The sequence below is a fragment of the Ancylobacter rudongensis genome (genome assembly GCF_900100155.1).
Taxonomy (GTDB): domain Bacteria; phylum Pseudomonadota; class Alphaproteobacteria; order Rhizobiales; family Xanthobacteraceae; genus Ancylobacter; species Ancylobacter rudongensis.
Genome location: NZ_FMTP01000011.1, coordinates 36429 through 57705, shown reverse-complemented (window position 1 = coordinate 57705; position 21277 = coordinate 36429). Strand labels below are relative to the sequence as shown.

Genomic DNA, 21277 nt, shown 5'->3' with positions numbered 1-21277 from the left:
AGCGTGCAGGGCATGATTCTCATCTTCATCGGCGCCGGCATTGGCGGCGTCCTGCGCAATGCGCTCGGCCTGGCGGTCATGCGGACCTTCGGCATGGGCTTTCCCTACGGCACCCTGGCGATCAATGTGATCGGCAGCTTCACCATCGGCCTGGTCGCGGGATGGCTGACCTTTCTGGCCAGCGGCGGCTGGACCATGCACGCGCGCGCCTTCATCATCACCGGCGTGCTCGGCGGCTTCACCACCTTCTCCACCTTCTCGCTCGATACCGCCCTGCTGGTGCAGCGCGGCGAGATGGGGTTGGCGGCCCTCTATGTCGGCGGTTCGGTCGCGCTGGCGCTGGCGGGCGTGTTCAGCGGATTGGCGCTGATGCGCGCTCTCGCGTGACGTGAGGCCCCGTCTCGGCTATGTGCTGGGGCAAGGAGTACCCACGCCATGGCCGTTGAGACACGCCGCGTCGACGCGGACGAAGAAGGCATGCGGCTCGACCGCTGGTTCAAGTCGCATTTTCCCGACCTTTCCTTTGGCCATCTGCAGAAGCTGCTGCGCAGCGGGCAGGTGCGAGTGGAGGGCGGCCGGGTAAAGACCAATACCCGCCTTTCCGCGGGTCAGGTCATTCGCATCCCCCCGCTGGAGGAAAAGCCGCAGCTGTCCGCCGCCGACCATCTGGAGGCGGAGGAAGCGAAGGCGCGTGGCGAGGCGCCGCCGCGTCCAGCCGTGCGCAGCGCGCGCTCCGACGAAGAAGGCGAGGAACTTGCCGCGCCCGCCGTGCGGCGCGCCAGCTCGGACGACAAGGACGCTCGGGCGCTGAAGGACATGACACTCTACGAGGACCGCGACGTCCTGGTGCTCAACAAGCCGTTCGGCCTCGCCGTCCAGGGCGGTTCGGGCACCTATCGTCATGTCGACGGCATGCTGGAGGCGCTGCGCGGTTCCGACGGGCAGAAGCCGCGCCTCGTCCACCGCATCGACAAGGACACGTCCGGCATCCTGCTGGTGGCGAAGAGCCGCCTGTCGGCCTCGACGCTCGCCAAGACGTTCCGCTCGCGCTCGGCCCGAAAGGTCTATTGGGCACTGGTGCCCGGCGTGCCGCGTCCGGCCCAGGGCCGCATCTCCACCTATCTCGCTAAGGACGAGGCGGCGGAGAAGATGCGCGTCGCCCGGCACGGCGACGACGAGGCGAGCCACGCCATCTCCTATTACGCCGTGGTGGACAATGCGGCGCAGAAGCTCGCCTGGCTGTCGATGAAGCCGGTAACAGGCCGCACCCATCAGCTGCGCGCCCATGCCGCCCATATCGGCCATCCGATCGTCGGCGACCCGAAATATTTCGACATCGAGAACTGGCCGCTGCCGGGCGGGCTGCAGAACCGCCTGCATCTTCTGGCGCGCCGACTGGTCATCCCGCATCCGCGCGGCGACAAGCTGATCGACGTCTCGGCCCCGCTGCCGCCGCATATGCAGCAAAGCTGGAATGTACTCGGCTTCGACGCCTCGCAGTACGACCCGATCGTCGACGCCCCGGAAAGCTGAGGCGCGCAAGCGGGCAGGCGGCCCCACTGGAGGCTGGTGAGCCATCGCCGGTGGATGCGCTGCCGCATGGATGGCGCGGGCGCCGGCAATGGGCTACGCAGCTGCGGGATCGCCTCTGCCGGGAGCTTCGCTTATGTCGCCCGCCGCCTGCCGCGTCGTGCTTTTCCTGTCTGTGTGCCTCGGCGCCAGCCTCACTGGCGCGGAGGCAGGAGCGCAGGACTGCACCGGCAAGCTCGGAACCTCGCGGGTGATGCAGGTCGATCCGGTCGGCCTGCAGGTCGGGACCAAGCATTTCCCGCAGACGCTCGACCTGGCCGACCGGGAAGTCGTGCTGACCTTCGATGATGGCCCGCTGCCCGGCACGACTCCGGCGGTGCTGAAGGCGCTGGCGCGAGAATGCGTGCGCGCCACCTTCTTCGTCATCGGCCGCAACGCCGCCGCCCAGCCTGATCTGCTGCGGCGCGAGATTGCCGAGGGCCACACGGTCGGCCATCACAGTATGACCCATCCGATGACGCTGGCCGACATCCCCTATGACAAGGCGGTGGCGGACATCGAAAAGGGGATCAAGGCGGACGACAAGGCCGCCTATGGCGCCAGTGGTACGCGTCCCCGCGTTCCCTTCTTTCGTTTCCCGGGATTCGGCGCGTCGCCGGAGTTGCTGACCTATCTAGGCCAGCGCGGAATCGGTGTGTTCGGCGCCGATCTCTGGGCGTCGGACTGGAATCCGATGACACCGGAAGAACAGCTCGCCCTGGTGCTGGCCCGCCTCGACCATGCAGGCCGGGGAATCATCCTCTTCCACGACACGCGGGCGCAGACGGCGAAGATGCTGCCGGCGTTTCTCACGACGTTGAGGGAGAGGGGATACCGCGTGGTGCACATCGTGCCGGCGCTCCCAAAGACCGCGACGGCGCCGTAGGCACCCAGGACGCGGCAACCGACGCGGCGACCCCAGCTCGTTCGAACTCCCGAAACGACAACGGCGGCCCGAGGGCCGCCGTGTGTTTCGAAATCCGGAGAATATGGTGCGGTCGAGAGGACTCGAACCTCCACGGTGTTACCCACTGCCACCTCAAGGCAGCGCGTCTACCAATTCCGCCACGACCGCATCGCTGGCGCCGGCTGCTTCGTCAGCGGCCATCGCGAGCGGGGCATCGTCTAGCAGATGGAGTAGGGGTCCACAAGAGCTGCCGAGTTTCCGCACGCGCCTGTGGACAGCGTCGCTTCCCGTGCATGGCTGCGCAGGCGACAGGAGCGGGGGCAGCCATTATGTATCGGCCATGGAACACGCGGCCCATCCTCCCGTACATGCCAGCGCCGTCGCGCGTGACGCGCTGCATCCGCTGTTGCTGCCGAAGCCTGGCGCCGCGCCGGTGCGCTGGCGCGTATCGGCCGCGCCGGTGGCTTATCCCGAGGCGCTGGCGGAGATGGACCGGCGCGCCGAGGCAATCGCTGCCGGGGAGGCGGACGAGCTCGTCTGGCTGCTTGAACATCCTCCGCTCTACACGGCCGGCACCAGCGCCCGCGCCGAGGATCTCGTCGATCCCGATCGTTTCCCAATCTTTGACACGGGGCGGGGAGGGCAGTTCACCTATCATGGCCCCGGCCAGCGCGTTGCCTATGTGATGCTGGACCTCAAGAGGCGCGAGCCGGATGTGCGCCGCTACGTCGCCGCGCTGGAGGAATGGCTGATCCGGGCGCTCGATTCGTTCAATGTGCGCGGCGAACGGCGAGAGGACCGGGTCGGCGTGTGGGTCCGCCGGCCGGAAAAGGCGGGCACGGGCGAGGACAAGATTGCCGCCATCGGCATTCGCGTGCGCCGCTGGGTGACGCTGCACGGCGTCTCGCTCAATGTGGAGCCCGATCTCTCCCATTTCGCCGGCATCGTGCCCTGCGGCGTACGCGAGCACGGCGTCACCAGCCTTGTCGATCTCGGCCTGCCGGTGACGATGGACGATGCCGACCTCGCTCTGCGCCGCGCCTTCGAGACGGTGTTCGGGCCGACGATCGTCGATGAGGCCTGAGCTTAAGCCGTGGGCCAGATGGCGAAGTCGCCGAACGCTTCCGCTGCCGGCACCGCCTCTTCCTGAACCGTCACCTCGGTGACGTTCGCCGCCGCCGGGCCCATCCGGCAGGCGGCCAGGAAGTCCGCCAACGTCGGCGCCGGCGAGAAGACGAGCGCTTCCACACTGCCGTCCAGCCGGTTGCGAACCCAGCCACGCAGCCCACGTCCATCGGCTTCGCGCACGAGCCAGGCGCGGTAGCCGACGCCCTGCACCCTTCCGCGCACGAGGAGACGTGTCGCCGCTAGGTCCGTCATGGAGCTCCTCCAACAAAGTTTCGGTAGCGCGAAACCGCGAGCGGCTTAAGGAATTGTCCCTGGGCCGACTCTTCATTAACACCAGCTCGTCCATGAACGCGCATCGTTCCCGTCGCGGACCGAGCCGTTCATTCCTCACGACCCGTCCGGAGTAGGCATGCGCGAAGAGACCGATCTCGCCACCCCGCTGCGCGGGCCGGAGCACGATAACGATCCGAGCGAGACGCCCGGCTTCGTCGAGGCGGTGGTTGGGGCCATCGACGCCGGCGATGTCGCGGCCCTTCGCGCCATCGTCAGCGATCTCCACGAGACCGATGTCGCGCGCCTGCTGGAGGCGCTGCCGGCCGCCGATCGTCCCCAATTGATCGAGCTGCTGGGCAGCGATTTCGACTTCACCGCGCTGACCGAGCTCGACGAGACGGTGCGCGTGCAGATCCTCGAGGCGCTGTCGACCCAGACCGTCGTCGACGGTATGCGCGACCTCGATTCCGACGACGCGGTCTACATTCTTGAAGACCTCGACGACGCCGACAAGCAGGAAATTCTCTCCAATCTGTCGATCCCGGAGCGGGCGGCGCTGCAGCGCAGCCTCGACTATCCCGAGGAAAGCGCCGGCCGGCGCATGCAGACGGAGTTCATTGCGCTGCCGCCCTATTGGACCGTCGGCCAGACGCTGGACTATATCGGCGAGACTGAGGGGCTGCCGGAAACCTTCTTTGAGGTGTTCGTCGTCGATGCCACCTATCGTCTGAACGGTTCGGTGCCGCTCGACCGGCTGCTGCGGACGAAACGCGGCACCAAGCTCGGCGATGTGGTGACGCCGGATCGTCACGTGGTGAACGCCACCGATGACCAGGAGGACGTGGCGCGCGTTTTCGAGCGCTATAACCTCATCTCGGCACCGGTGGTTGACGAGGCGGGGCGCCTCGTCGGCGTGCTCACTGTCGACGACATCGTCGACGTGATCCAGGAAGAGGCGGAGGAGGACCTGAAGGCGCTCGGCGGTGTCGCCGGCGACGAGGAACTCTCCGACAGCTTCTGGTACATCGCCCGCAGCCGCTTCTCCTGGCTGCTGCTGAACCTCATCGCCGCCAACATCGCCTCTTTCGTCATCGCGCTGTTCGAGAACGAGCTTCAGCGCATGGTGGCGCTGGCGGTACTGATGCCGATCGTCGCCAGCCAGGGCGGCAATGCCGCGACACAGACGATGACGGTGGCGGTGCGGGCGCTCGCCACCCGCGAGTTGCGGCCGAGCAATGCCAGGCGGGTTATCGCGCGCGAGCTTCTGGTGGGGCTCTTCAACGGCGTGGTCTTCGCGGTGATCATGGCCGTGGTGGTGTTCGCGCGCTTCGGCGTGGCCGACCTCGGCTTCGTGATCGCGCTGGCGATGGTGATCAATCTCGCGGCCGCCGCGCTGGGTGGCATCCTCATCCCGCTGACGCTCGATCGCCTGAAGGTTGATCCGGCGGTTGCGTCGGGACCGTTCGTGACCACCATCACCGATGTGGTGGGGTTCTTTGCCTTTCTCGGAATCGCGTCGCTATGGTTCTGATCGGCCTGACCGCAGCGCGGTGCCCGGCTGCGCTGTGGCAGGCAAACTGACGAGGCCGTGACGTGTTCTTCACCCTGTCCAAACTGATCTGGCTGGTCGCAGTCCCCTCGACCTTCCTCACTCTTCTGGCCGCGATTGGCCTGGTACTGTGGCTTCGCTGGCCATGGCTTGGCGCGGGGCTGGTCACGCTCGGTGTCGTGGGACTTCTGTTGATCGGTATTGGCCCCTTCGGCCGCATGCTGCTTATCCCGCTGGAGGCCCGGTTTCCGAGCTATGTCGAGGATGGCCGCAAGGTCGACGGGATCATCGTCCTCGGCGGAACCGAGCTGGCACGCATCACTGCAGCCCGGGGCCAGCCTTCCTTCCACGAATCGGCGGAGCGCATTCTGGCGATGGGCGAACTGGCGCGCCGCTACCCGCAGGCGCGGGTCGTTTTCTCGGGCGGCGGCGCCGAACTCGGACCACGGCCACTAGACGAGGCCGACGTCGTGCGCCTCGCGCTGCCGCAGATCGGGTTGGCGGACGATCGGGTGACCTTCGAGCCAATGGCCCGCAATACCGAGGAAAACGCACGCCTGGCAAAGGAGCTGATTCAACCGCAGCCGGGTGAGACGTGGTTGCTCGTCACGTCCGCTTTTCATATGCCGCGCGCGGTGGGGTGCTTCCGGGCTGCCGGTTTTCCCGTCACCGCCTATCCCGTCGACTACCGGACCAGCGGCAAAGCCGACTACTTCGAACCGTTCAGATCAGTGGCGAATGGGCTCGACTTCTTTGATCTCGCCATACACGAATGGCTCGGCCTTAGTGTCTACTACCTGACGGGCCGGATCGACAGCCCTCTGCCCGCGCCGCTGCCCTAGCTTGTAGCCTCTCCCGCCTAGAGTTTGAGGGCGGTTCCAGCGCTCCGATCGCTTCCTGAGATCGGAGCGCGCTCAGGTGGGCCATGCGGATTACGAACGTCGTTGGGGCAGGATCAGCTTAACAGAGGAAAATCCGAATGCCGCAGGAGGATCAGCCCATCATCCCGAAGATCGTCCATACCTGCTGGTTCGGTGGAGGGCGGAAATCGGCAAAGATGCTCAGGTTCGAGCGCTTGCGGAAGCAGGTTCTGCCTGACTATGAGCATGTGGAATGGAATGAGCGGAATATAGACCTCGCTGAGTCTCCCTTCCTCGAAAGATGCCACCGCGCGGGCCATTTCGCTCATGTGTCCGACATGGTGCGTTTGATGAAGCTCTTTGAGGTCGGAGGGATTTATCTCGACACTGATGTCCAGGTTTTACGAAGCTTTACGCCGTTGCTGTCGAACGAGATGTTCCTGGGATACATGTGGGACTGCAATCTCGGCACCGCCGTCATCGGCGCCCGGGCGGGACATCCTGTCATCAGGGACCTGCTGGACACCTATGTTGATCGCCCTGGCGAGATATCGACGGACGTTCCCAACAACGACATGATGACGGCCGCCTTTCTCGCCAAGGTCGACGGCTTCCTGCTGGATGGGCGCGCATGGCGGGGAACGAACGTGGCGATCTACGACAAGACCACCTTTGAACATCCGTCCTTTCTCTGGCGTAGGAACTACACGGTCCATCATTTCAGCGCGAGCTGGAAGGCAGAGGGGCGTGCCAAGTCCGCTGTCAAGGCGTTGATCGCCCGGCTGCCTCTGGGGCTTTATCTCTACCGGAAGTACATTTGCGAGAAATCGATCGGGCTGTCGCCCTTCAAGGAAATCTACGAGGCGGCGCGGGCGGGGAGTGCCCCGCCGCGCCATCCATCTCAGGCGGCGGGCGGCAGCCCGAGGCGATAGACGCCGCGCAGTTCCGACGGATCGACCGGCTTGCCCTTGCGATAGAGGACCAACTGCCCGGCCTGGGCCAGGCGCAGGGCGCCGCGCCGTACTGAGGGAAGCAGGCTCTGCCAATCGGGCCCGGTGGCGACGCTGCGCGCCACATCTTCGGGCGTCACCGTCTTCGCCGCGCCGGGCTGGCTGGCGACAGCCAGAATCGCCGCTTCGACGGCTTCTTCGGAAGGGCGGGAAGGACTATCCGTCATTGTCGAGTACCCAGTGCGAATCCCGGCCCAGCTGCCGGTTGATCATGACAAGGAAGATGGCGAGCGTTGCAGCCATCAGCGCCCAGCCGTTGATGTACCAGCCGAGATAGGCGATGGCGAAGAAGAAGGCGCGCTGCCCCCGGTTGAAGTGTCGCCCGGCGATCGTCGCCATGCGGGCGAGCTTGATGACATGGGCCTGCGCCTGGGGTGTTCCGGCCTCGGAGGGCGGTGGTGTCGACCCAAGCAGAATGGTCGAGTAGTTGAACAGCCGGTAGGCCCAGGCGAATTTGAAAAAGGCGTTGGCGAAGATCAGCGTCAGGCCAAGGGTCTTCAATTCCCAGCTTGTGCGGTTCGGAGCGCCGAAGGGCAGGTCGCGAAAGAGCGCCATCACCGCTTCGGTCGATTGCAGAATGGCGAGGGTGGCACCGATGGCCAGCAGCGAGGTGGAGGCGAAGAAGGCCGTTCCGTTCTGCAGTGCAGCGACGATCTGGGCATCGACGATGCGGTTCTCGCGCTCGAGCATGCGGCGCATCCACTCGTACCGGTAGGCATCCATCCGCCGGTTGAGCGTGCGCGATTCGGCCCAGCTCCCCTCCATCACCAAATGATAAGCGACCCATGCCAGGCAGAATGCCGAGAAGGCGATCGCATCGATATAGGTGAAGCCGAGCATGGTGTTACCTGGATTTCCGCCGGTCATTCGGCCGCCCTGGGCCGGGATGGAAGGCCGAGGGTGAGCGTTGTCAGGAGTGCTTTCAACAGCTCTCTGTAGGGCTTGTCGAGTGGGCGTCCATGCGGGACAGGCAGGGCTGCACTGCATGAGCTGCGGTGGAATGTGGCGATTTCGCGGTTGCGAACGTCGTAACGATTTATTAAATACTGTTTCAGGTCGCGCCCTTATCCCGAGTCGTCGGTCGGCGGATCACAGTGAACGTATCGTTCCGAGGATCATCATGAATTCCATTCCCGAGCGCTCCTGTTGGGGAGTTGCCCGTTGGGCTGTCGCCGCTTTCCTGGCGGCAATCGCTCTCATCTATCTGTTCGGTGGCTTCCAGGCGGCGCAGATCGTCGCCGGTTGAGCTAAGGCCTTCGGGCCGCTGATCTTCTCAGTTGCATGACAGAGGCTCGGCCCGCAAGGCCGGGCCTTTGCCATGTCTGGCCCCGGCCGCCAAAGCGGGCGTCGATCACGGGGATTGATCGCCCTCATCACATGGCTGCGTTTGCCCTGCTTCGCCAAATGGCGGATTCTCCGGCCGGTGCCGGAACAGGGAGGCGCAACGCAGTGCTGAGGCTCATCATCGGAAACAAGAACTACTCCTCCTGGTCGCTGCGGCCCTGGCTGGCGATGACAGCGCTCGGCATTCCTTTCGAGGAAGAGCTTGTGCCGCTCGATGCGCCCGACTTCAAGGATCGGATCCGCGAACGCTCACCCGCTGGCAAGGTGCCGGTTCTGATCGACGGCGATGGGGTGGTGTGGGAATCGAGCGCCATTCTGGAGCATCTGGCCGAGCGGTTCCCGAACAGGGGAATCTGGCCGGTGGAGCCTGCCGCCCGCGCCTATGCGCGTTCTCTGGCCGCCGAGATGCACAACGGCTTCGGTGCGCTGCGCAGCGCGGCGCCGATGAACCTCTGGCGGCCGATCGAGCCCCGGGCCTTTCCCGAGGAAGCGATGAAAGACGTTCGCCGCATCGTCCGCCGTTGGGGCGAGGCTCGTGCACGCTTCGGTGCAGGGGGTGATTTCCTGTTCGGGACGTTTTCCGGCGCCGATGCGATGTATGCGCCGGTGGCAACTCGGCTGCGCACCTATGCCATCGAGATCGACCCGGTGGCGTCCGCTTATGTCGAGGCGATCCACGCCCATCCCGCCTTCAAAGCGTGGAAAGAGGCGGCGCTGAAGGAGACGGGTTCGCTGGCGGAGGATGAGGTCGACTGGCCGGTGGTCAAGCGGGTATAGAGCGCAGTTGCTCAACGGGCCCAGCCATGCCGCTCCACCTGCTCAAGCTTTGCGTCGGCGCCGAGTCCATCGAGGATCTGGAGGCGTGGATTGCCGAATCGCTCGCTGGCAAGGTGGCCCGCGGGCAGACGGCCGAACAGGTCCACACCACGCGCATGGTGCCGACCCGCCTAGCGGAGTTGGTGGACGGCGGCTCCCTTTACTGGGTCGTTAAGGGTGAGGTCGCGTGCCGCCAGACGCTGACCGGCATTCGGCCCTTCGTGGATGGCGACGGCATCCGCCGTTGCCATCTTGTGCTCGATCCGACCGTCCACCGCGTCGATCCGCGCCCCAGCCGGCCTTTCCAGGGATGGCGTTATCTCGCGGCCAAGGACGCCCCTCCGGACCTTGCCACCATCGGCACCGCTCCGGCGCTGCCGGACGAGCTCCGCCGCGAATTGCGCTCGCTGGGACTTCTGTAGCTGTTTCGAGGGACCCGAACACCCTTTCGCACGTTATTCCCGTACGGAACGCGAAAGGACCTTGGAATGAACCAGACCAACTCTAACGGCATGACCCACACGAACTCGGACGATCATCGCGTGGTCGACAATGGCGAGGTAGTGGTGAAGGCCGACACCCAGGAGCGGCAGGCCGCCGAGGTCAAGCCGATGCGCTACGTCCTCGGCGTCGGCCTCGCGCTGGTCATCGTCGGCATGGTGATTGCCTACACGGTCATGATCTAGCGCCCGGATGCCTCGTCAAACCGGGATATTGTCGATGAGCCGCGTCGACCCAATGCGGGCGGCGACGAGCAGTCGGATCGGACCTTCCATGGAGGAGGCGATGGGAGCCAGCGTCTCGGCGTGACGGGCCTCGACATAGTCGAGCTCGAAGCCGGCGCCTATGATGGCCGCGCGTGCTTCTTCCACGGCGTCGGCGGTGGTGGCTTCCCGGCCGATCCTAAATGCGGCAGCCATCAGCGCACGATAGAGCGCCGGTGCTGCCGCACGCTCAGCGGCGGAGAGATAGACATTGCGCGAGGATAGGGCGAGGCCGTCCGCCTCGCGCACCGTCGGAACGCCAACGACCTCTACCGGGAGGTCGAGGTCGCGGGCCAGGCGGATTATCACCTGGAGCTGTTGATAGTCCTTCTCGCCGAACAGGGCGACGTCCGGCATCGCCTGGATCAGCAGCTTGGCCACTACCGTGGCGACGCCGGCGAAATGGGTCGGTCGAAACGCGGTTTCCAGCCCCAGCGCCGGGCCGCGTAGCGAGACGGTGGTGCAAAATCCATCAGGATACATCTCGTCGACATCGGGTACGAACGCCAGCTCGACCCCGGCGCTGCCCGCCTTTTGGAGGTCCGCCTCAAGGGTGCGCGGATAGCGCGAAAGATCCTCCGTCGGGGCGAACTGGGTCGGATTGACGAAGATCGACACAATGATGCGGTCCGCCGTCTCCCGCGCGGCGTCCATCAAGGCCACATGGCCGGCATGGAGCGCGCCCATGGTGGGAACGAGGGCAATCCGTTCGCCAGCCGCGCGCCATCGGTTCACCTGCGCGCGCAGCGCAGCGACGGTATGAACGGTGCGGATCGCGCGGGCGCTCGTCATGGCAAAAACCCCTTTCGGCCGGGGCGCGGAAGCTAGCAGAGCCGCCCTGAGCGTCAACCTACGGCGCGGGCGAGGCTCCCACGGTCAACCCTTGGCGAGTGGGCTGTTCGCCGGGGCGCATCCCCCGCTACACTCGCGCCGAATCCTCATCGGAAACCGCAATGGCCGCCGACAAGACCGTAACGACCAAAAACAACACGGCGACGCCCGCCGCGCTTTCCGCCGAGGCCTCCGCCTTCCTGGCGGAACTGGAGCGCCGAGCACCTCTTACCGCCGAGCGGCGCGGGCGGCTGATCTTTGGCCTCGATGCGACGATGAGCCGTGGACCCACCTGGGATCTCGCCTGCGCCCTGCAGATGGAGATGTTCGAGGAGGCCGCCCGCATTGGCGGGCTCGATATGCAGCTCGTCTATTATCGTGGCCTCAGCGAGTGCCGCGCCTCGCCCTGGATGGGCGACGGAACGAAGCTCGGTGCGTTGATGGCGCGCATCCAGTGCCAGGGCGGGCGGACCCAGATCGGGCGGGTGCTGAACCATGCGGGTGCGCAAGCCGCAAAGGGGCCTGTCGGCGCGCTGGTGTTCGTGGGCGATGCGATGGAGGAGAATGTCGATGCGCTCTGCGCCGAGGCGGGCCCGCTGGCGCTGCGTGGCGTGCCCGCCTTCATGTTCCAGGAAGGCGCCGACCCGGCCGCCGAGCGCGCCTTTCGCGAGATTGCGCGGCTGACCAAGGGGGCCTATTGCCGCTTCGACGCTGGGGCCTCCACCGAGTTGCGGGCTTTGCTGCGCGCGGCGGCTTCCTATGCCGCCGGCGGGGCGAAGGCGCTGGCCGCCCTTGCGGGCGCCTCGCCCGGCGCGCGCCGGCTTATTTCCGCGATGCAGGATACGCGATGATCAATCTGGTTATCGGGGCGGCGATCGTCGCCTTGCTCTACTACGGGCTGAAGGCGTTTGGCCGATCCAACCCGGCGGTCCTCGCCAAGCTCGGGCGCAGGGTCGGGGGCGGCGCGCTTATCGTTGTGGCAGGATTTCTCGGCATGCGTGGCCATATCGAGACGGCCTTGCCGCTCGGGATATTCGGCCTTTCTCTCTTCGGCTGGGATATCCGAAAGGCGTTCTCTTCGGCGAAGAGCGAGCCGAGCCAGGGTGGGACATCGAAGGTCCGGACGGCCTTTCTCGACATGGAGCTCGACCATGACAGCGGGCGGCTGGCCGGAAAGGTGATCAACGGCCCACTGAGTGGTACCGCGCTCGATACGCTCGACGTCCCGAGCCTTGCCCGCCTGGCGCTCGACGTGGATGTCGAGAGCCGCCAGCTACTCGAAGCTTATCTTGACCGCCGGTCGCCCGGCTGGCGTGAGAACGTGGACGGACATGCGGGCGGGCGGCGCGCTGACCCGCCGCGCCGCGGCGCGATGACGGAAGAGGAGGCCTACCAGATCCTGGGGCTTCAGCCGGGGACGGGGGCGGACGAGATCCGCCAGGCTCACCGATCCCTTATGAAGAAACTCCATCCCGACCAGGGCGGGTCGAACTATCTCGCTGCCCGGGTAAACGAAGCGAAGGATGTCCTGCTCGACCGCCATTGATCCCATCCCCCCGGTCAGTTGCGGAAGACCATGCAACCGAAGTCGCTGCGTTTGAGGGCCTGACAGGCCTTCCGTGCAGCGGATTCGGCGTCGAAGCCGGCGAAGCGCGCCCGCACGATCCGGGTCGAGCCCTTTACCGCCTGCTCCGTATAGGCATCGGCCTTGGCGAGGGCGCTGCCGGCCTTTTGCTGCGCCTTGGCGATCTGGGCGCGGGCATCGGCTTCGCTGCCGAAGGCGCCGATCTGGATTGCCCAGCCGGAACGCGGCGCGGCGGACTGGTCGGCGTTCTCGGCGTCCTGACGCGGGATCTCGATCGGGCCGGCGCTCGCCACCTGCACCTGCTGGCGGATGGCGCGCTGGGCCGGAGCCGCAGCAGGCGCCTCGGAGGCATCAGAGACGAAGCCATTGGTGAAGGACAGCGTGCCGAGGATACCCGGCTGATTGCTGAAGGAGGCGACAGGCTGGCTGGGCCGGGCCACCGCCACCGTCTTCACCGCGACCGGCACAATCGGGGCGGCCGAGCCGACGGGCGGCGCATTCGGCGCCGGCGCGCTGGCCACCGCCTGGGTCGGGCGGGCCGGCGAGGGGGCCGGCGTCGGAATCGAGCCAGTGCTAACCACGTCGGCGACGGCGGACGCCATGGCGACGCGGGGGCTGCTAGTCGGCACTGGAATGGTCTTGGGCGCTGCCGGGGTTTCGTCGACCAGAGCAACCGGCGCGACGGCTTCGTCGGCCGAGGCCCCCTGCGGCGGCCCGCTCATGCGGGCGACCATCTGACGGCCGGACTGGGCCTTGCCAAGGTTTTCGTTGAGCAGTGCGACCATCTGGTTATCGCGCGAGGCCGCGCTCTTGCCGCCCATCACCACCGCGATCACGTAGCGCCCATTCTTCTTGACGCTAGTGAGCAGGTTGAAGCCGGAGGCGTTGGTGTAGCCGGTCTTGATGCCGTCGACACCATCGACACGGCCCAGCAGGCGATTGTGGTTGCGGATGGCGACGCCGCGATACTGGAAGCTGCGAGCTTCGAAATAGCCGTAGTACTTCGGGAAGCGCTCCTGGACGGCACGGCCGAGCGTGGCGAGGTCGCGGGCGGTCGTGACCTGCTCAGGGCTGGGCAGTCCGTTCGGATTCTTGAACACCGTACGCGACATACCGAGCTGGCGGGCGCGGCGCGTCATCAGATTGGCAAAGCTGGAGGAGCTTCCGGAAATGTTCTCGGCGATCACGACGGCTACGTCGTTGGCGGAGCGGGTGACGAGCGCCTGAATGGCATCCTCGACCGAGATGGTGGAGCCGGCCTTGACGCCAAGCTTGGAAGGCTGCTGCGCGGCGGCATAGGCCGACACGCGCAGCGGTGTGTTGAGCCTCATACGGCCGCTCTCCAACTGTTCGAACAGCAGATAGAGCGTCATCACCTTGGTGACGGATGCCGGGTGGCGGAGGGCGTCGGCGTTATCGGCGTCGAGAATGCGTCCGGTATTGGCATCGACGACGATGTGGGAATAGCCGCGATGCCAGGTGCCGGTGCTGGCCACGCTGCGTGTGACAGCCGACTTGGCGCGTACCGACTTCTTCTTCTTGGACGCGGCTTCCGCCACGCCTGCACCCAGCAGGGAGACCGCCAAAACCGCCACGGCGGCACGCATGAAAGTGGCGCCAACCATTCTCGGAACCTGCATATGACCGTCCCGCTACTCTTCGCCGGCCACTGCCGGAAACTTCACACATTCGCCAGGGACAAGGCATCGCAGGACAATTGCTGCCGCTGCGAAGGCCTCGACCGGTTAAGGAACCCTGCCGAACCATCACTTCCCAAATCTTAAAAAGGGCACGGTTACAGAGTCGTAAAGAATGCCATCAACCCTGTTGATATGGCGCGAAGATGGTGTGGGGACTGCGTTCGGTGGGGCGGTATGTTGCGTTGCACAATTTCCTTGACGGGTCTTGGTGCGGTGCATTACAAAATCCCCAGGGAGAATTCCCGGGCGGGCGCGTGCGGCTGATGCGCGACGCGCGTGGCGAAACACCACAGGAGTTGGGCTCATGCTGCAGAATTTTGAAGACATCCAGAAGGTCGGCAAGGACAATCTCGAGCTTGCGAGCAAGAGCTTCGGCACGGTTTCCAAGGGCGTCCAGGCGATCGCCATCGAGGTCGCCGACTACTCGAAGAAGTCCTTCGAGGAAGGCACCGCCACCGCCGAGAAGCTGTTCGGCGCCAAGACGCTGGATAAGGCTGTCGAGATCCAGTCGGCTTATTTCAAGAGCGCCTATGAGCGCTTCGTCGCCCAGGCGACCAAGATGGGCGAGCTTTATGCCGACCTGGCGAAAGAGACCTACAAGCCGTATGAGAGCGTCCTCGCCAAGGTCACTGCCACCAAGTGATGTGCGGCAGCTGACCGGCTGCCACTGACATTGCAACACCGGGCATTTGTCTGGTGTAGAGGGGCGGTCCGGAAAGGGAGTTCGGGCTGTTCATGTGTTTCAAGAAGGCCCGGCCTCAGCGCCGGGCTTTTTTATTTGGGCTGGCGCGCAGGCCGCGGCCCCACGGAATGACGCGCTGAAGCGCGATGAGCGGCCGCCCGCCTCAAAGAATTGTCACCGGAATGCGACAGTCGGTTCCGCTCGGGCCTCTGGCGTGAGCGGAGATGCGTACTTATTATATCTAACGAAGGCCGGTTCGCCGGTTGGGGAATGCATGAATGTCCGACCACGCCGAATTTCAGCCGCGTGAGGCTATGATGGCCGACGACGAGCGTCGCCGCCGCGGGGACAACGCGCCCGGGACGGCGGTGATCACGCGTACTAAGCCGCAGGTCAAGCGGCCCAATCTCTACCGGGTGCTTCTGGTCAACGACGACTACACGCCAATGGAGTTCGTCGTGCATGTGCTGGAGCACTTTTTCAGCAAGAACCGGGAGGAAGCCACCCAGATCATGCTGCATGTGCATCAGCATGGCGTGGGGGAGTGCGGTATCTTTACCTATGAAGTGGCCGAAACAAAGGTCACGCAGGTGATGGACTTCGCGCGCAAGCACCAGCATCCTTTGCAGTGCGTCATGGAGAAGAAGTGACGCCCCGCGACGGCTAAACGAAGAGGTCCCGATGCCCACCTTCTCCCGAAGCCTCGAGCAGTCGCTTCACCGGGCCCTCGCGCTCGCCAATGAGCGCCACCACGAATACGCCACGCTCGAGCACCTGCTGCTGTCGCTGGTCGACGATCAGGATTCCGCGGCGGTGATGCGCGCCTGCAATGTCGACATCGACAAGCTGCGGCGCAATCTCGTCGAGTACATTGATACCGAGCTCGACAATCTGGTTCAGGACGCTGGCGAGGATTCAAAGCCCACCGCCGGGTTCCAGCGCGTCATTCAGCGCGCCGTCATCCATGTGCAGTCCTCCGGCCGCGAGGAAGTCACCGGCGCAAACGTGCTGGTGGCCATCTTCGCTGAGCGTGAGAGCCATGCGGCCTATTTCCTGCAAGAGCAGGACATGACGCGCTATGATGCCGTCAACTACATCAGCCACGGCATCGCCAAGCGCGCCGGCATGTCGGAAAGTCGACCCGTTCGCGGCGCCGAGGAGGAGACGGAGACGAAGACCGGGGAGGACACCAAGAAGAAGGCCGATGCGCTCGAGGCCTATTGCGTGAACCTCAACAAGAAGGCGCGCGAGGGCAAGATCGACCCGCTGATCGGTCGCGACAGCGAGATTCAGCGCACCATCCAGGTGCTCTGCCGCCGCTCCAAGAACAATCCGCTCTTCGTGGGCGACCCCGGCGTCGGCAAGACCGCCATCGCCGAGGGCCTGGCGCGCCGCATCGTCGCCGGCGAAGTGCCTGATGTCCTCGCCAAGGCCACTGTCTTCTCGCTCGATATGGGCGCGCTGTTGGCGGGCACCCGCTACCGCGGCGATTTCGAGGAGCGCCTCAAGCAGGTGGTCAAGGAGATCGAGGCCTATCCCGATGCCATCATGTTCATCGACGAGATCCACACGGTGATCGGTGCCGGTGCGACCTCGGGCGGGGCTATGGATGCCTCCAATCTGCTCAAGCCTGCCCTCGCAGCGGGCACGCTGCGCTGCATCGGCTCGACCACCTACAAGGAATACCGCCAGTACTTCGAGAAGGACCGGGCCTTGGTCCGCCGCTTCCAGAAGATCGACGTGCCGGAGCCGACCGTGCCGGACGCCATCGAGATCCTGAAGGGGCTGAAGCCCTATTTCGAGGACTATCATCGGCTGCGCTACACCAATGACGCCATCAAGGCGGCGGTGGAGCTCTCCGCGCGCTACATCCATGACCGCAAGCTGCCGGACAAGGCGATCGACATCATCGACGAATCCGGCGCGGCGCAGATGCTGCTACCCGAGGGCCGGCGCAAGAAGATCATTGGCGTGAAGGAGATCGAGGCCACCGTCGCCACCATCGCCCGCATCCCGCCAAAGTCGGTGTCCAAGTCCGATACCGAAATCCTCTCGGCGCTGGAGACGACGCTGAAGCGCGTCGTCTACGGTCAGGACAAGGCGATCGAGGCGTTGTCCTCGGCGATCAAGCTGGCGCGGGCGGGTCTGCGCGAGCCCGAGAAGCCGATCGGCTCCTACCTGTTCTCCGGCCCCACCGGCGTCGGCAAGACCGAAGTGGCCAAGCAGCTGGCCTCCAGCCTCGGTGTCGAGTTGCTGCGCTTTGACATGTCCGAGTATATGGAGCGGCACACCATTTCGCGGCTGATCGGCGCGCCTCCTGGCTATGTTGGCTTTGACCAGGGTGGCCTTTTGACCGATGGCATCGACCAGCACCCGCACTGCGTGCTGCTGCTCGACGAAATTGAGAAGGCGCATCCCGACCTGTTCAACATCCTGCTGCAGGTGATGGACCATGGGAAGCTGACCGACCACAACGGCAAGCAGGTGGATTTCCGCAACGTCATCCTGATCATGACGACCAATGCGGGTGCCGCCGATTTGTCGAAGTCGGCTTTCGGCTTCACCCGTACCAAGCGCGAGGGCGACGACGTGGAGGCCATCAACCGCCTCTTCGCGCCGGAGTTTCGCAACCGCCTGGACGCCATCATCCCCTTCGCCCACCTCACCAACGAGGTCATCTCGCTAGTGGTGGAGAAGTTCGTGCTTCAGCTTGAGGCCCAGTTGGCCGACCGCAACGTCACCATCGAGCTGTCGGACGAGGCGACCGCCTGGCTGGTGGAACGCGGCTACGACCAACAGATGGGTGCCCGACCGATGGGCCGGGTGATCCAGGAGCACATCAAGAAGGCGCTTGCCGACGAGGTGCTGTTCGGCAAGCTGCGCGCGGGTGGCCATGTCCGCGTCGTGCTCAAGACCGACGAGGACGGCGAGACTTCGCTCGGCTTCGAGTTCCCGGAGGGGCCGATCACGCCCAAGCCGGAGAAGATCGAGCCGCCCAAGGCCAAGCGGGCGCCGCGTCGCAAGGCCCCCGCCGCCAAGGCCAAGAAGCCGGCCGCGACGGCGAGCCGTGGCAAGTCCGGCTCTTCGAAAGTGCCGAAGGTGCCGCTGGTCAAGGCCTGAGGCCGCCTCAAGCATCTGCCAGGAAATGAGGGACCGCCCGCGACACTGTCGCGGGCGGTTTCGTTTTATGGAGCCGCGCGAAGGGAGCTTAGCGGCGCGCTTGGCCGCCGCTGGCGGCAGGCATCACGGTAGAGCCTGTGGGCAGAGGCTCATGGCAGCCATGCGACGGCGGGCCGTCCTTTCGCTTGACGGCCGGGGGAGGGCGCCGCAGAACGCCAACGCGAGTTCACATGAATGCCCTCCCGGATTCTCACCCCCTAGACACTGCCCGCCCGGCGCGCTGGTTTCTGCGCGGGATGCGCGGCGCCGTGTCGACGCCCGGTGTCGTTCTGGTGGCGACCTTCATTGGCTTTGGCGGGCTGCTGCACGATCTCGGCTTTCCGATCCTCGCCGGTCTTCTCTCGACCTTGCTGGTTTGGGCGTTGCCGGCTCAGGTGATCCTGGTCGGTGGCCTCGCCGCAGGAGCCTCGTTGCCGGCGCTGGCGGTGGCGGTCTGTCTTTCCGGCGTCCGGTTGCTGCCGATGGTGGTGTCGCTGATGCCGTTAATGCGAGGCCCTCGTCCACGGCTGCTGAGCGAACTTGTCTGCGCCCATTTCGTCGCCGTCACCATGTGGGCGGAGGGCTTCCGGCTGCTGCCCAAGGTGGCCCCGGAAGGGCGGCCTTCCTATGCGGCCGGACTTGGGTTCGGCCTTACCGTGCTCAGCATGGCCGGCACGGCCATCGGTTTCTATCTCACCGGCGCTCTGCCAGGGCCGCTGGCGGTGGCGCTGCTGCTTCTGACGCCGATCTCCTTCGCCATCCTGCTGGTCCGCAACGCCCGTCGGCCGGTTGACTGGCTCGCCATTGGCTTGGGGACGTCGATCTCGCCCCTGGTGGCCAACTCGCCCGGCGGGCTCGATCTGTTCTGGGCGGGCGTGGGCGGTGGCACGCTGGCCTTTCTCATCGCCCGCGTCCTGCCGGGGCGCAGGGCATGAATTTTCTCACCACCGAACTCGGCGCCATGCTGGTGGTGATCTTCATCGGCTTCCTGCCGAACGAGGTCTGGCGCGTGCTTGGCGTGCTGTTCGGCCGCCGGATCGACCCCGCAAGCGCGTGGATGCAGTGGGTTCAGGCGGTGGCGACGGCGCTGCTGGCGGCGGTAGTGGCGCGGCTTCTGCTGGTGCCCAGCGGCGCGCTGGTGGCCCTGCCGCTCTGGCTGCGCGTCGGCGCCGTGGGAAGCGGCATTGCCGGCTTCCTCATCGTGCGCCGCTCCGTGCTCGCCGGCGTGCTGGTCGCCGAGGCGGTGCTGGTGGCCGGGGCCTGGTGGCTCGGCGTCAGCCCATAAGCGCCGTTTTGAGCCGCGCCGCCTGCTCGGCCAGCACCTCCGGTGCTTCCTTGTAGGAAAGCGGCGCGCGCAAGTCGACGCCGGCATGGCGCGGAATGACGTGCACATGCAGGTGGAACACCTCCTGCCCGCCAGCCTTCTCATTATGCTGGGAGAGGGTGATGCCCTCCGCCGCGAACACCTTCATCTGCGCCTGCGCGATGCGCTGGGCCACGGCCATGACGGCGGCGAGATCGCTGGCCTCGACATCGAGAAGGTTGCGGGCCGGGGCCTTGGGAATGACGAGAGCATGGCCTGCCGCCCGCGGCATGATATCGAGAAAGGCGAGAACGCGCTCGTCCTCATAGACCTTGTGGGCGGGAATCTCGCCGCACAGGATCTTCGCGAAGATGTTGCCGGGATCGTAAGCCATGGGTTCCTCCCTGTCGGCCTGACCTGATCGCAAGCCGGCACGCGCCGGTCAAGGCCATCCCCTCTCAAGGCTCGTCGGCCTGTTCGCCCGCGACCTGCTGGCGGAACGGGCCGAGTTCGCTCAGTTCGGCGCCGGCCTCGGCGACATAACGGCGCTCGCGCTCCAGATAGTGGGCGACGGCGGCGCGGAACTGCGGATCGGCGATATAGTGCGCCGATCGAGTGACGACTGGCATGTAGCCGCGCGCCAGCTTGTGCTCGCCCTGGGCGCCGGCCTCCACCGTCGAGAGGCGGTGGGTGATGGCGAAGTCTATGGCCTGGTGGTAGCACACCTCGAAATGCAGGAAGCGGTGATGCTCTACGGCGCCCCAATGGCGGCCATAGAGCGTGTCCGAGCCGATGAAGTTGATTGCCCCTGCGATCCATCGCCCGGCGCGCTTCGCCATCACCAGCAGGATGCGCTCGGGCATGCGTTCGCCAATGAGGGAGTAGAAGGCACGCGTGAGATAAGGGCGACCCCATTTGCGCGTGCCGGTTTCGATGTAGAAGCTATAGAAGGCGTCCCATACCTCTTCGGTCAGTTCCGCCCCTGTGAGCCGATGGATAGTCACGCCGTTCTCCAGCGCCTCCCGCCTCTCGCGACGGATCTGCTTGCGCTTGCGCGAGGCGAGGGCGTCGAGGAAGGCCTCGAAATCGGCGTAACCCTCATTGCGCCAGTGGAACTGCTGGTCGGTGCGCGGCAGGAAATTCTCGGCTTCCAGCGCCCCGGCGTCCGCCTCGGTGAGGAAGGTAGCGTGGACCGAGGAGACCTTGCGCAGGCGGGCCAATGCCACGAGCCCGCCCGCCAGCGCGGCGCGAATGGCTTCGCTCTCGACCCCATTTCCGGCTAGCAGACGCGGGCCCGTGGCAGGAGTGAAGGGAACGCTTACCTGTAGCTTGGGGTAATAGCGCCCACCGGCGCGCTCGAACGCTTCCGCCCAGCCATGGTCGAAGACATATTCGCCCTGCGAGTGGGACTTCAGGTAGGCAGGGCAGACGCCGAGCACCTGGCCTTCTTCTGTCTCCAGGACAAGGTGCTGCGGTAGCCAGCCTGTCGCCGCGCCGACCGAGCCGGACTCCTCCAGCGCCGAGAGGAAGGCGTGGCTGACGAAGGGATTGTAGCGGGCTGCCGAATCAGGGGGCGAGCCAGGAGCGTTGGCGCAGGCATCCCAGGCGTCGGCGGCGAGCGAACGGATGTCGCTCTCGACGCGCAGGCGGAACGGTTCGTCAGACATGCGGCAGGGCTCGCGGAGGAGGCTTTGGCAGGTGTCGATTGGCGGAGCGGCTTCAATCGCGTCGAACACCATTTTGCGCCGCACACGGCGTTGGCGGAAGCCCGGTCACGCGATCGCGAAGGCGGCGCGG

25 protein-coding genes and 1 tRNA gene are annotated in these 21277 nt (G+C 65.6%); 18 read left to right on the top strand and 8 right to left on the bottom strand.

Going from position 1 to position 21277, the window contains the following annotated elements; translation table 11 throughout:
• Positions 1–12 precede the first annotated feature (12 nt).
• From crcB to BLO63_RS20050, 3 genes are all read left to right on the top strand, one after another.
• The gene (gene crcB / locus BLO63_RS20060; RefSeq protein WP_091444469.1) at positions 13–387 is read left to right on the top strand and encodes a fluoride efflux transporter CrcB; all 375 of its coding nucleotides are present in this window, start codon (positions 13–15) and stop codon (positions 385–387) included.
• A gap of 48 nt (positions 388–435) precedes the next feature.
• Positions 436–1533, top strand: a complete 1098-nt coding sequence (locus BLO63_RS20055; protein ID WP_091444466.1) for an RluA family pseudouridine synthase — start codon at positions 436–438, stop codon at positions 1531–1533.
• 133 nt (positions 1534–1666) lie between these two features.
• The gene (locus BLO63_RS20050) at positions 1667–2455 is read left to right on the top strand and encodes a polysaccharide deacetylase family protein (RefSeq protein ID WP_091444464.1); all 789 of its coding nucleotides are present in this window, start codon (positions 1667–1669) and stop codon (positions 2453–2455) included.
• A gap of 104 nt (positions 2456–2559) precedes the next feature.
• On the opposite strand, the gene BLO63_RS20045 is transcribed toward BLO63_RS20050, so the two are convergent.
• Positions 2560–2644, bottom strand: a tRNA-Leu gene (locus BLO63_RS20045).
• Positions 2645–2816: 172 nt separating this feature from the next.
• Between BLO63_RS20045 and lipB the strand changes: the two genes are divergently transcribed.
• A complete protein-coding gene (gene lipB / locus BLO63_RS20040) occupies positions 2817–3560 on the top strand; it encodes a lipoyl(octanoyl) transferase LipB (protein ID WP_091444462.1) in 744 nt (247 codons plus the stop codon).
• 2 nt (positions 3561–3562) lie between these two features.
• On the opposite strand, the gene BLO63_RS20035 is transcribed toward lipB, so the two are convergent.
• Positions 3563–3856, bottom strand: a complete 294-nt coding sequence (locus tag BLO63_RS20035; protein WP_091444460.1) for an acylphosphatase — start codon at positions 3854–3856, stop codon at positions 3563–3565.
• A 157-nt stretch (positions 3857–4013) separates the two neighbouring features.
• Between BLO63_RS20035 and mgtE the strand changes: the two genes are divergently transcribed.
• The 3 genes from mgtE (at position 4014) to BLO63_RS20020 (ending at position 7218) form a co-directional block, all read left to right on the top strand.
• Entirely contained in the window at positions 4014–5408 is a 1395-nt protein-coding gene (mgtE, locus tag BLO63_RS20030; RefSeq protein WP_091444457.1) for a magnesium transporter, read from the top strand.
• A gap of 62 nt (positions 5409–5470) precedes the next feature.
• A complete protein-coding gene (locus BLO63_RS20025) occupies positions 5471–6268 on the top strand; it encodes a YdcF family protein (protein WP_091444454.1) in 798 nt (265 codons plus the stop codon).
• A 137-nt stretch (positions 6269–6405) separates the two neighbouring features.
• Complete coding sequence (locus BLO63_RS20020; RefSeq protein ID WP_091444451.1) at positions 6406–7218, top strand: glycosyltransferase family 32 protein; 813 nt, start codon at positions 6406–6408, stop codon at positions 7216–7218.
• Here the strand turns inward: BLO63_RS20020 and BLO63_RS20015 are convergent.
• Both BLO63_RS20015 and BLO63_RS20010 read right to left on the bottom strand, forming a co-directional pair.
• On the bottom strand, positions 7188–7463 hold the full coding sequence (locus BLO63_RS20015) for a DUF3253 domain-containing protein (RefSeq protein ID WP_091444449.1): 276 nt from the start codon (positions 7461–7463) through the stop codon (positions 7188–7190). The two genes, BLO63_RS20020 and BLO63_RS20015, sit on opposite strands and share 31 nt — an antisense overlap.
• The gene (locus BLO63_RS20010) at positions 7453–8136 is read right to left on the bottom strand and encodes a DUF599 domain-containing protein (protein WP_018390636.1); all 684 of its coding nucleotides are present in this window, start codon (positions 8134–8136) and stop codon (positions 7453–7455) included. Before BLO63_RS20010 ends, BLO63_RS20015 begins: the two co-directional genes overlap by 11 nt.
• Before the next feature lie 280 nt (positions 8137–8416).
• Between BLO63_RS20010 and BLO63_RS21465 the strand changes: the two genes are divergently transcribed.
• The 4 genes from BLO63_RS21465 to BLO63_RS19995 all read left to right on the top strand — a co-directional run bounded on the left by BLO63_RS21465 (position 8417) and on the right by BLO63_RS19995 (position 10142).
• A complete protein-coding gene (locus tag BLO63_RS21465) occupies positions 8417–8542 on the top strand; it encodes a hypothetical protein (RefSeq protein ID WP_280138072.1) in 126 nt (41 codons plus the stop codon).
• 203 nt (positions 8543–8745) lie between these two features.
• Positions 8746–9417, top strand: a complete 672-nt coding sequence (locus BLO63_RS20005) for a glutathione S-transferase family protein (RefSeq protein ID WP_091444447.1) — start codon at positions 8746–8748, stop codon at positions 9415–9417.
• Positions 9418–9443: 26 nt separating this feature from the next.
• Complete coding sequence (locus BLO63_RS20000) at positions 9444–9878, top strand: DUF1489 family protein (protein ID WP_091444444.1); 435 nt, start codon at positions 9444–9446, stop codon at positions 9876–9878.
• A 66-nt stretch (positions 9879–9944) separates the two neighbouring features.
• Positions 9945–10142, top strand: coding sequence for a hypothetical protein (locus tag BLO63_RS19995; RefSeq protein WP_091444442.1), 198 nt, complete (start codon positions 9945–9947; stop codon positions 10140–10142).
• Positions 10143–10157: 15 nt separating this feature from the next.
• On the opposite strand, the gene panC is transcribed toward BLO63_RS19995, so the two are convergent.
• Complete coding sequence (gene panC / locus BLO63_RS19990) at positions 10158–11012, bottom strand: pantoate--beta-alanine ligase (protein ID WP_091444440.1); 855 nt, start codon at positions 11010–11012, stop codon at positions 10158–10160.
• 161 nt (positions 11013–11173) lie between these two features.
• On the opposite strand from panC, the gene BLO63_RS19985 reads away from it, so the two are divergent.
• Positions 11174–11902: a hypothetical protein gene (locus BLO63_RS19985; RefSeq protein WP_091444438.1), complete on the top strand. Its 729-nt coding sequence runs from the start codon at positions 11174–11176 to the stop codon at positions 11900–11902.
• Positions 11899–12597 (top strand): DnaJ domain-containing protein, encoded by a 699-nt coding sequence (locus BLO63_RS19980; RefSeq protein ID WP_091444437.1) that lies wholly within the window; start codon positions 11899–11901, stop codon positions 12595–12597. The genes BLO63_RS19985 and BLO63_RS19980 overlap by 4 nt, the downstream gene beginning before the upstream one ends.
• A 14-nt stretch (positions 12598–12611) precedes the next feature.
• Here BLO63_RS19980 and BLO63_RS19975 read toward each other — a convergent pair whose 3' ends face one another.
• A complete protein-coding gene (locus BLO63_RS19975; RefSeq protein WP_091444435.1) occupies positions 12612–14261 on the bottom strand; it encodes an SPOR domain-containing protein in 1650 nt (549 codons plus the stop codon).
• 379 nt (positions 14262–14640) lie between these two features.
• On the opposite strand from BLO63_RS19975, the gene BLO63_RS19970 reads away from it, so the two are divergent.
• From BLO63_RS19970 to BLO63_RS19950, 5 genes are all read left to right on the top strand, one after another.
• Positions 14641–14979: a phasin family protein gene (locus tag BLO63_RS19970; RefSeq protein WP_091444433.1), complete on the top strand. Its 339-nt coding sequence runs from the start codon at positions 14641–14643 to the stop codon at positions 14977–14979.
• Positions 14980–15296: 317 nt separating this feature from the next.
• On the top strand, positions 15297–15668 hold the full coding sequence (gene clpS / locus BLO63_RS19965; RefSeq protein WP_091444432.1) for an ATP-dependent Clp protease adapter ClpS: 372 nt from the start codon (positions 15297–15299) through the stop codon (positions 15666–15668).
• A gap of 31 nt (positions 15669–15699) precedes the next feature.
• Positions 15700–18138, top strand: coding sequence for an ATP-dependent Clp protease ATP-binding subunit ClpA (gene clpA, locus BLO63_RS19960; RefSeq protein ID WP_091444430.1), 2439 nt, complete (start codon positions 15700–15702; stop codon positions 18136–18138).
• 308 nt (positions 18139–18446) lie between these two features.
• Positions 18447–19112: an AzlC family ABC transporter permease gene (locus BLO63_RS19955; protein WP_244517992.1), complete on the top strand. Its 666-nt coding sequence runs from the start codon at positions 18447–18449 to the stop codon at positions 19110–19112.
• The gene (locus BLO63_RS19950; protein WP_091444427.1) at positions 19109–19462 is read left to right on the top strand and encodes an AzlD domain-containing protein; all 354 of its coding nucleotides are present in this window, start codon (positions 19109–19111) and stop codon (positions 19460–19462) included. The genes BLO63_RS19955 and BLO63_RS19950 overlap by 4 nt, the downstream gene beginning before the upstream one ends.
• Here the strand turns inward: BLO63_RS19950 and BLO63_RS19945 are convergent.
• Together BLO63_RS19945 and BLO63_RS19940 are read right to left on the bottom strand one after the other, a co-directional pair.
• Positions 19452–19874: an HIT family protein gene (locus BLO63_RS19945; RefSeq protein ID WP_091444426.1), complete on the bottom strand. Its 423-nt coding sequence runs from the start codon at positions 19872–19874 to the stop codon at positions 19452–19454. The genes BLO63_RS19950 and BLO63_RS19945 overlap by 11 nt on opposite strands.
• A gap of 64 nt (positions 19875–19938) precedes the next feature.
• On the bottom strand, positions 19939–21147 hold the full coding sequence (locus tag BLO63_RS19940; protein WP_091444521.1) for a GNAT family N-acetyltransferase: 1209 nt from the start codon (positions 21145–21147) through the stop codon (positions 19939–19941).
• Positions 21148–21277 lie beyond the last annotated feature (130 nt).

Coding starts and splice junctions, on each gene's coding strand:
- crcB (WP_091444469.1), top strand. CDS start 13: ATGATTCTCATCTTCATCGGCGCCGGCATTGGCGGCGTCCTGCGCAAT.
- BLO63_RS20055 (WP_091444466.1), top strand. CDS start 436: ATGGCCGTTGAGACACGCCGCGTCGACGCGGACGAAGAAGGCATGCGG.
- BLO63_RS20050 (WP_091444464.1), top strand. CDS start 1,667: ATGTCGCCCGCCGCCTGCCGCGTCGTGCTTTTCCTGTCTGTGTGCCTC.
- lipB (WP_091444462.1), top strand. CDS start 2,817: ATGGAACACGCGGCCCATCCTCCCGTACATGCCAGCGCCGTCGCGCGT.
- BLO63_RS20035 (WP_091444460.1), bottom strand. CDS start 3,856: ATGACGGACCTAGCGGCGACACGTCTCCTCGTGCGCGGAAGGGTGCAG.
- mgtE (WP_091444457.1), top strand. CDS start 4,014: ATGCGCGAAGAGACCGATCTCGCCACCCCGCTGCGCGGGCCGGAGCAC.
- BLO63_RS20020 (WP_091444451.1), top strand. CDS start 6,406: ATGCCGCAGGAGGATCAGCCCATCATCCCGAAGATCGTCCATACCTGC.
- BLO63_RS20015 (WP_091444449.1), bottom strand. CDS start 7,463: ATGACGGATAGTCCTTCCCGCCCTTCCGAAGAAGCCGTCGAAGCGGCG.
- BLO63_RS20010 (WP_018390636.1), bottom strand. CDS start 8,136: ATGCTCGGCTTCACCTATATCGATGCGATCGCCTTCTCGGCATTCTGC.
- BLO63_RS21465 (WP_280138072.1), top strand. CDS start 8,417: ATGAATTCCATTCCCGAGCGCTCCTGTTGGGGAGTTGCCCGTTGGGCT.
- BLO63_RS20000 (WP_091444444.1), top strand. CDS start 9,444: ATGCCGCTCCACCTGCTCAAGCTTTGCGTCGGCGCCGAGTCCATCGAG.
- BLO63_RS19995 (WP_091444442.1), top strand. CDS start 9,945: ATGAACCAGACCAACTCTAACGGCATGACCCACACGAACTCGGACGAT.
- panC (WP_091444440.1), bottom strand. CDS start 11,012: ATGACGAGCGCCCGCGCGATCCGCACCGTTCATACCGTCGCTGCGCTG.
- BLO63_RS19985 (WP_091444438.1), top strand. CDS start 11,174: ATGGCCGCCGACAAGACCGTAACGACCAAAAACAACACGGCGACGCCC.
- BLO63_RS19980 (WP_091444437.1), top strand. CDS start 11,899: ATGATCAATCTGGTTATCGGGGCGGCGATCGTCGCCTTGCTCTACTAC.
- BLO63_RS19975 (WP_091444435.1), bottom strand. CDS start 14,261: ATGGTTGGCGCCACTTTCATGCGTGCCGCCGTGGCGGTTTTGGCGGTC.
- BLO63_RS19970 (WP_091444433.1), top strand. CDS start 14,641: ATGCTGCAGAATTTTGAAGACATCCAGAAGGTCGGCAAGGACAATCTC.
- clpS (WP_091444432.1), top strand. CDS start 15,297: ATGTCCGACCACGCCGAATTTCAGCCGCGTGAGGCTATGATGGCCGAC.
- clpA (WP_091444430.1), top strand. CDS start 15,700: ATGCCCACCTTCTCCCGAAGCCTCGAGCAGTCGCTTCACCGGGCCCTC.
- BLO63_RS19950 (WP_091444427.1), top strand. CDS start 19,109: ATGAATTTTCTCACCACCGAACTCGGCGCCATGCTGGTGGTGATCTTC.
- BLO63_RS19945 (WP_091444426.1), bottom strand. CDS start 19,874: ATGGCTTACGATCCCGGCAACATCTTCGCGAAGATCCTGTGCGGCGAG.
- BLO63_RS19940 (WP_091444521.1), bottom strand. CDS start 21,147: ATGTCTGACGAACCGTTCCGCCTGCGCGTCGAGAGCGACATCCGTTCG.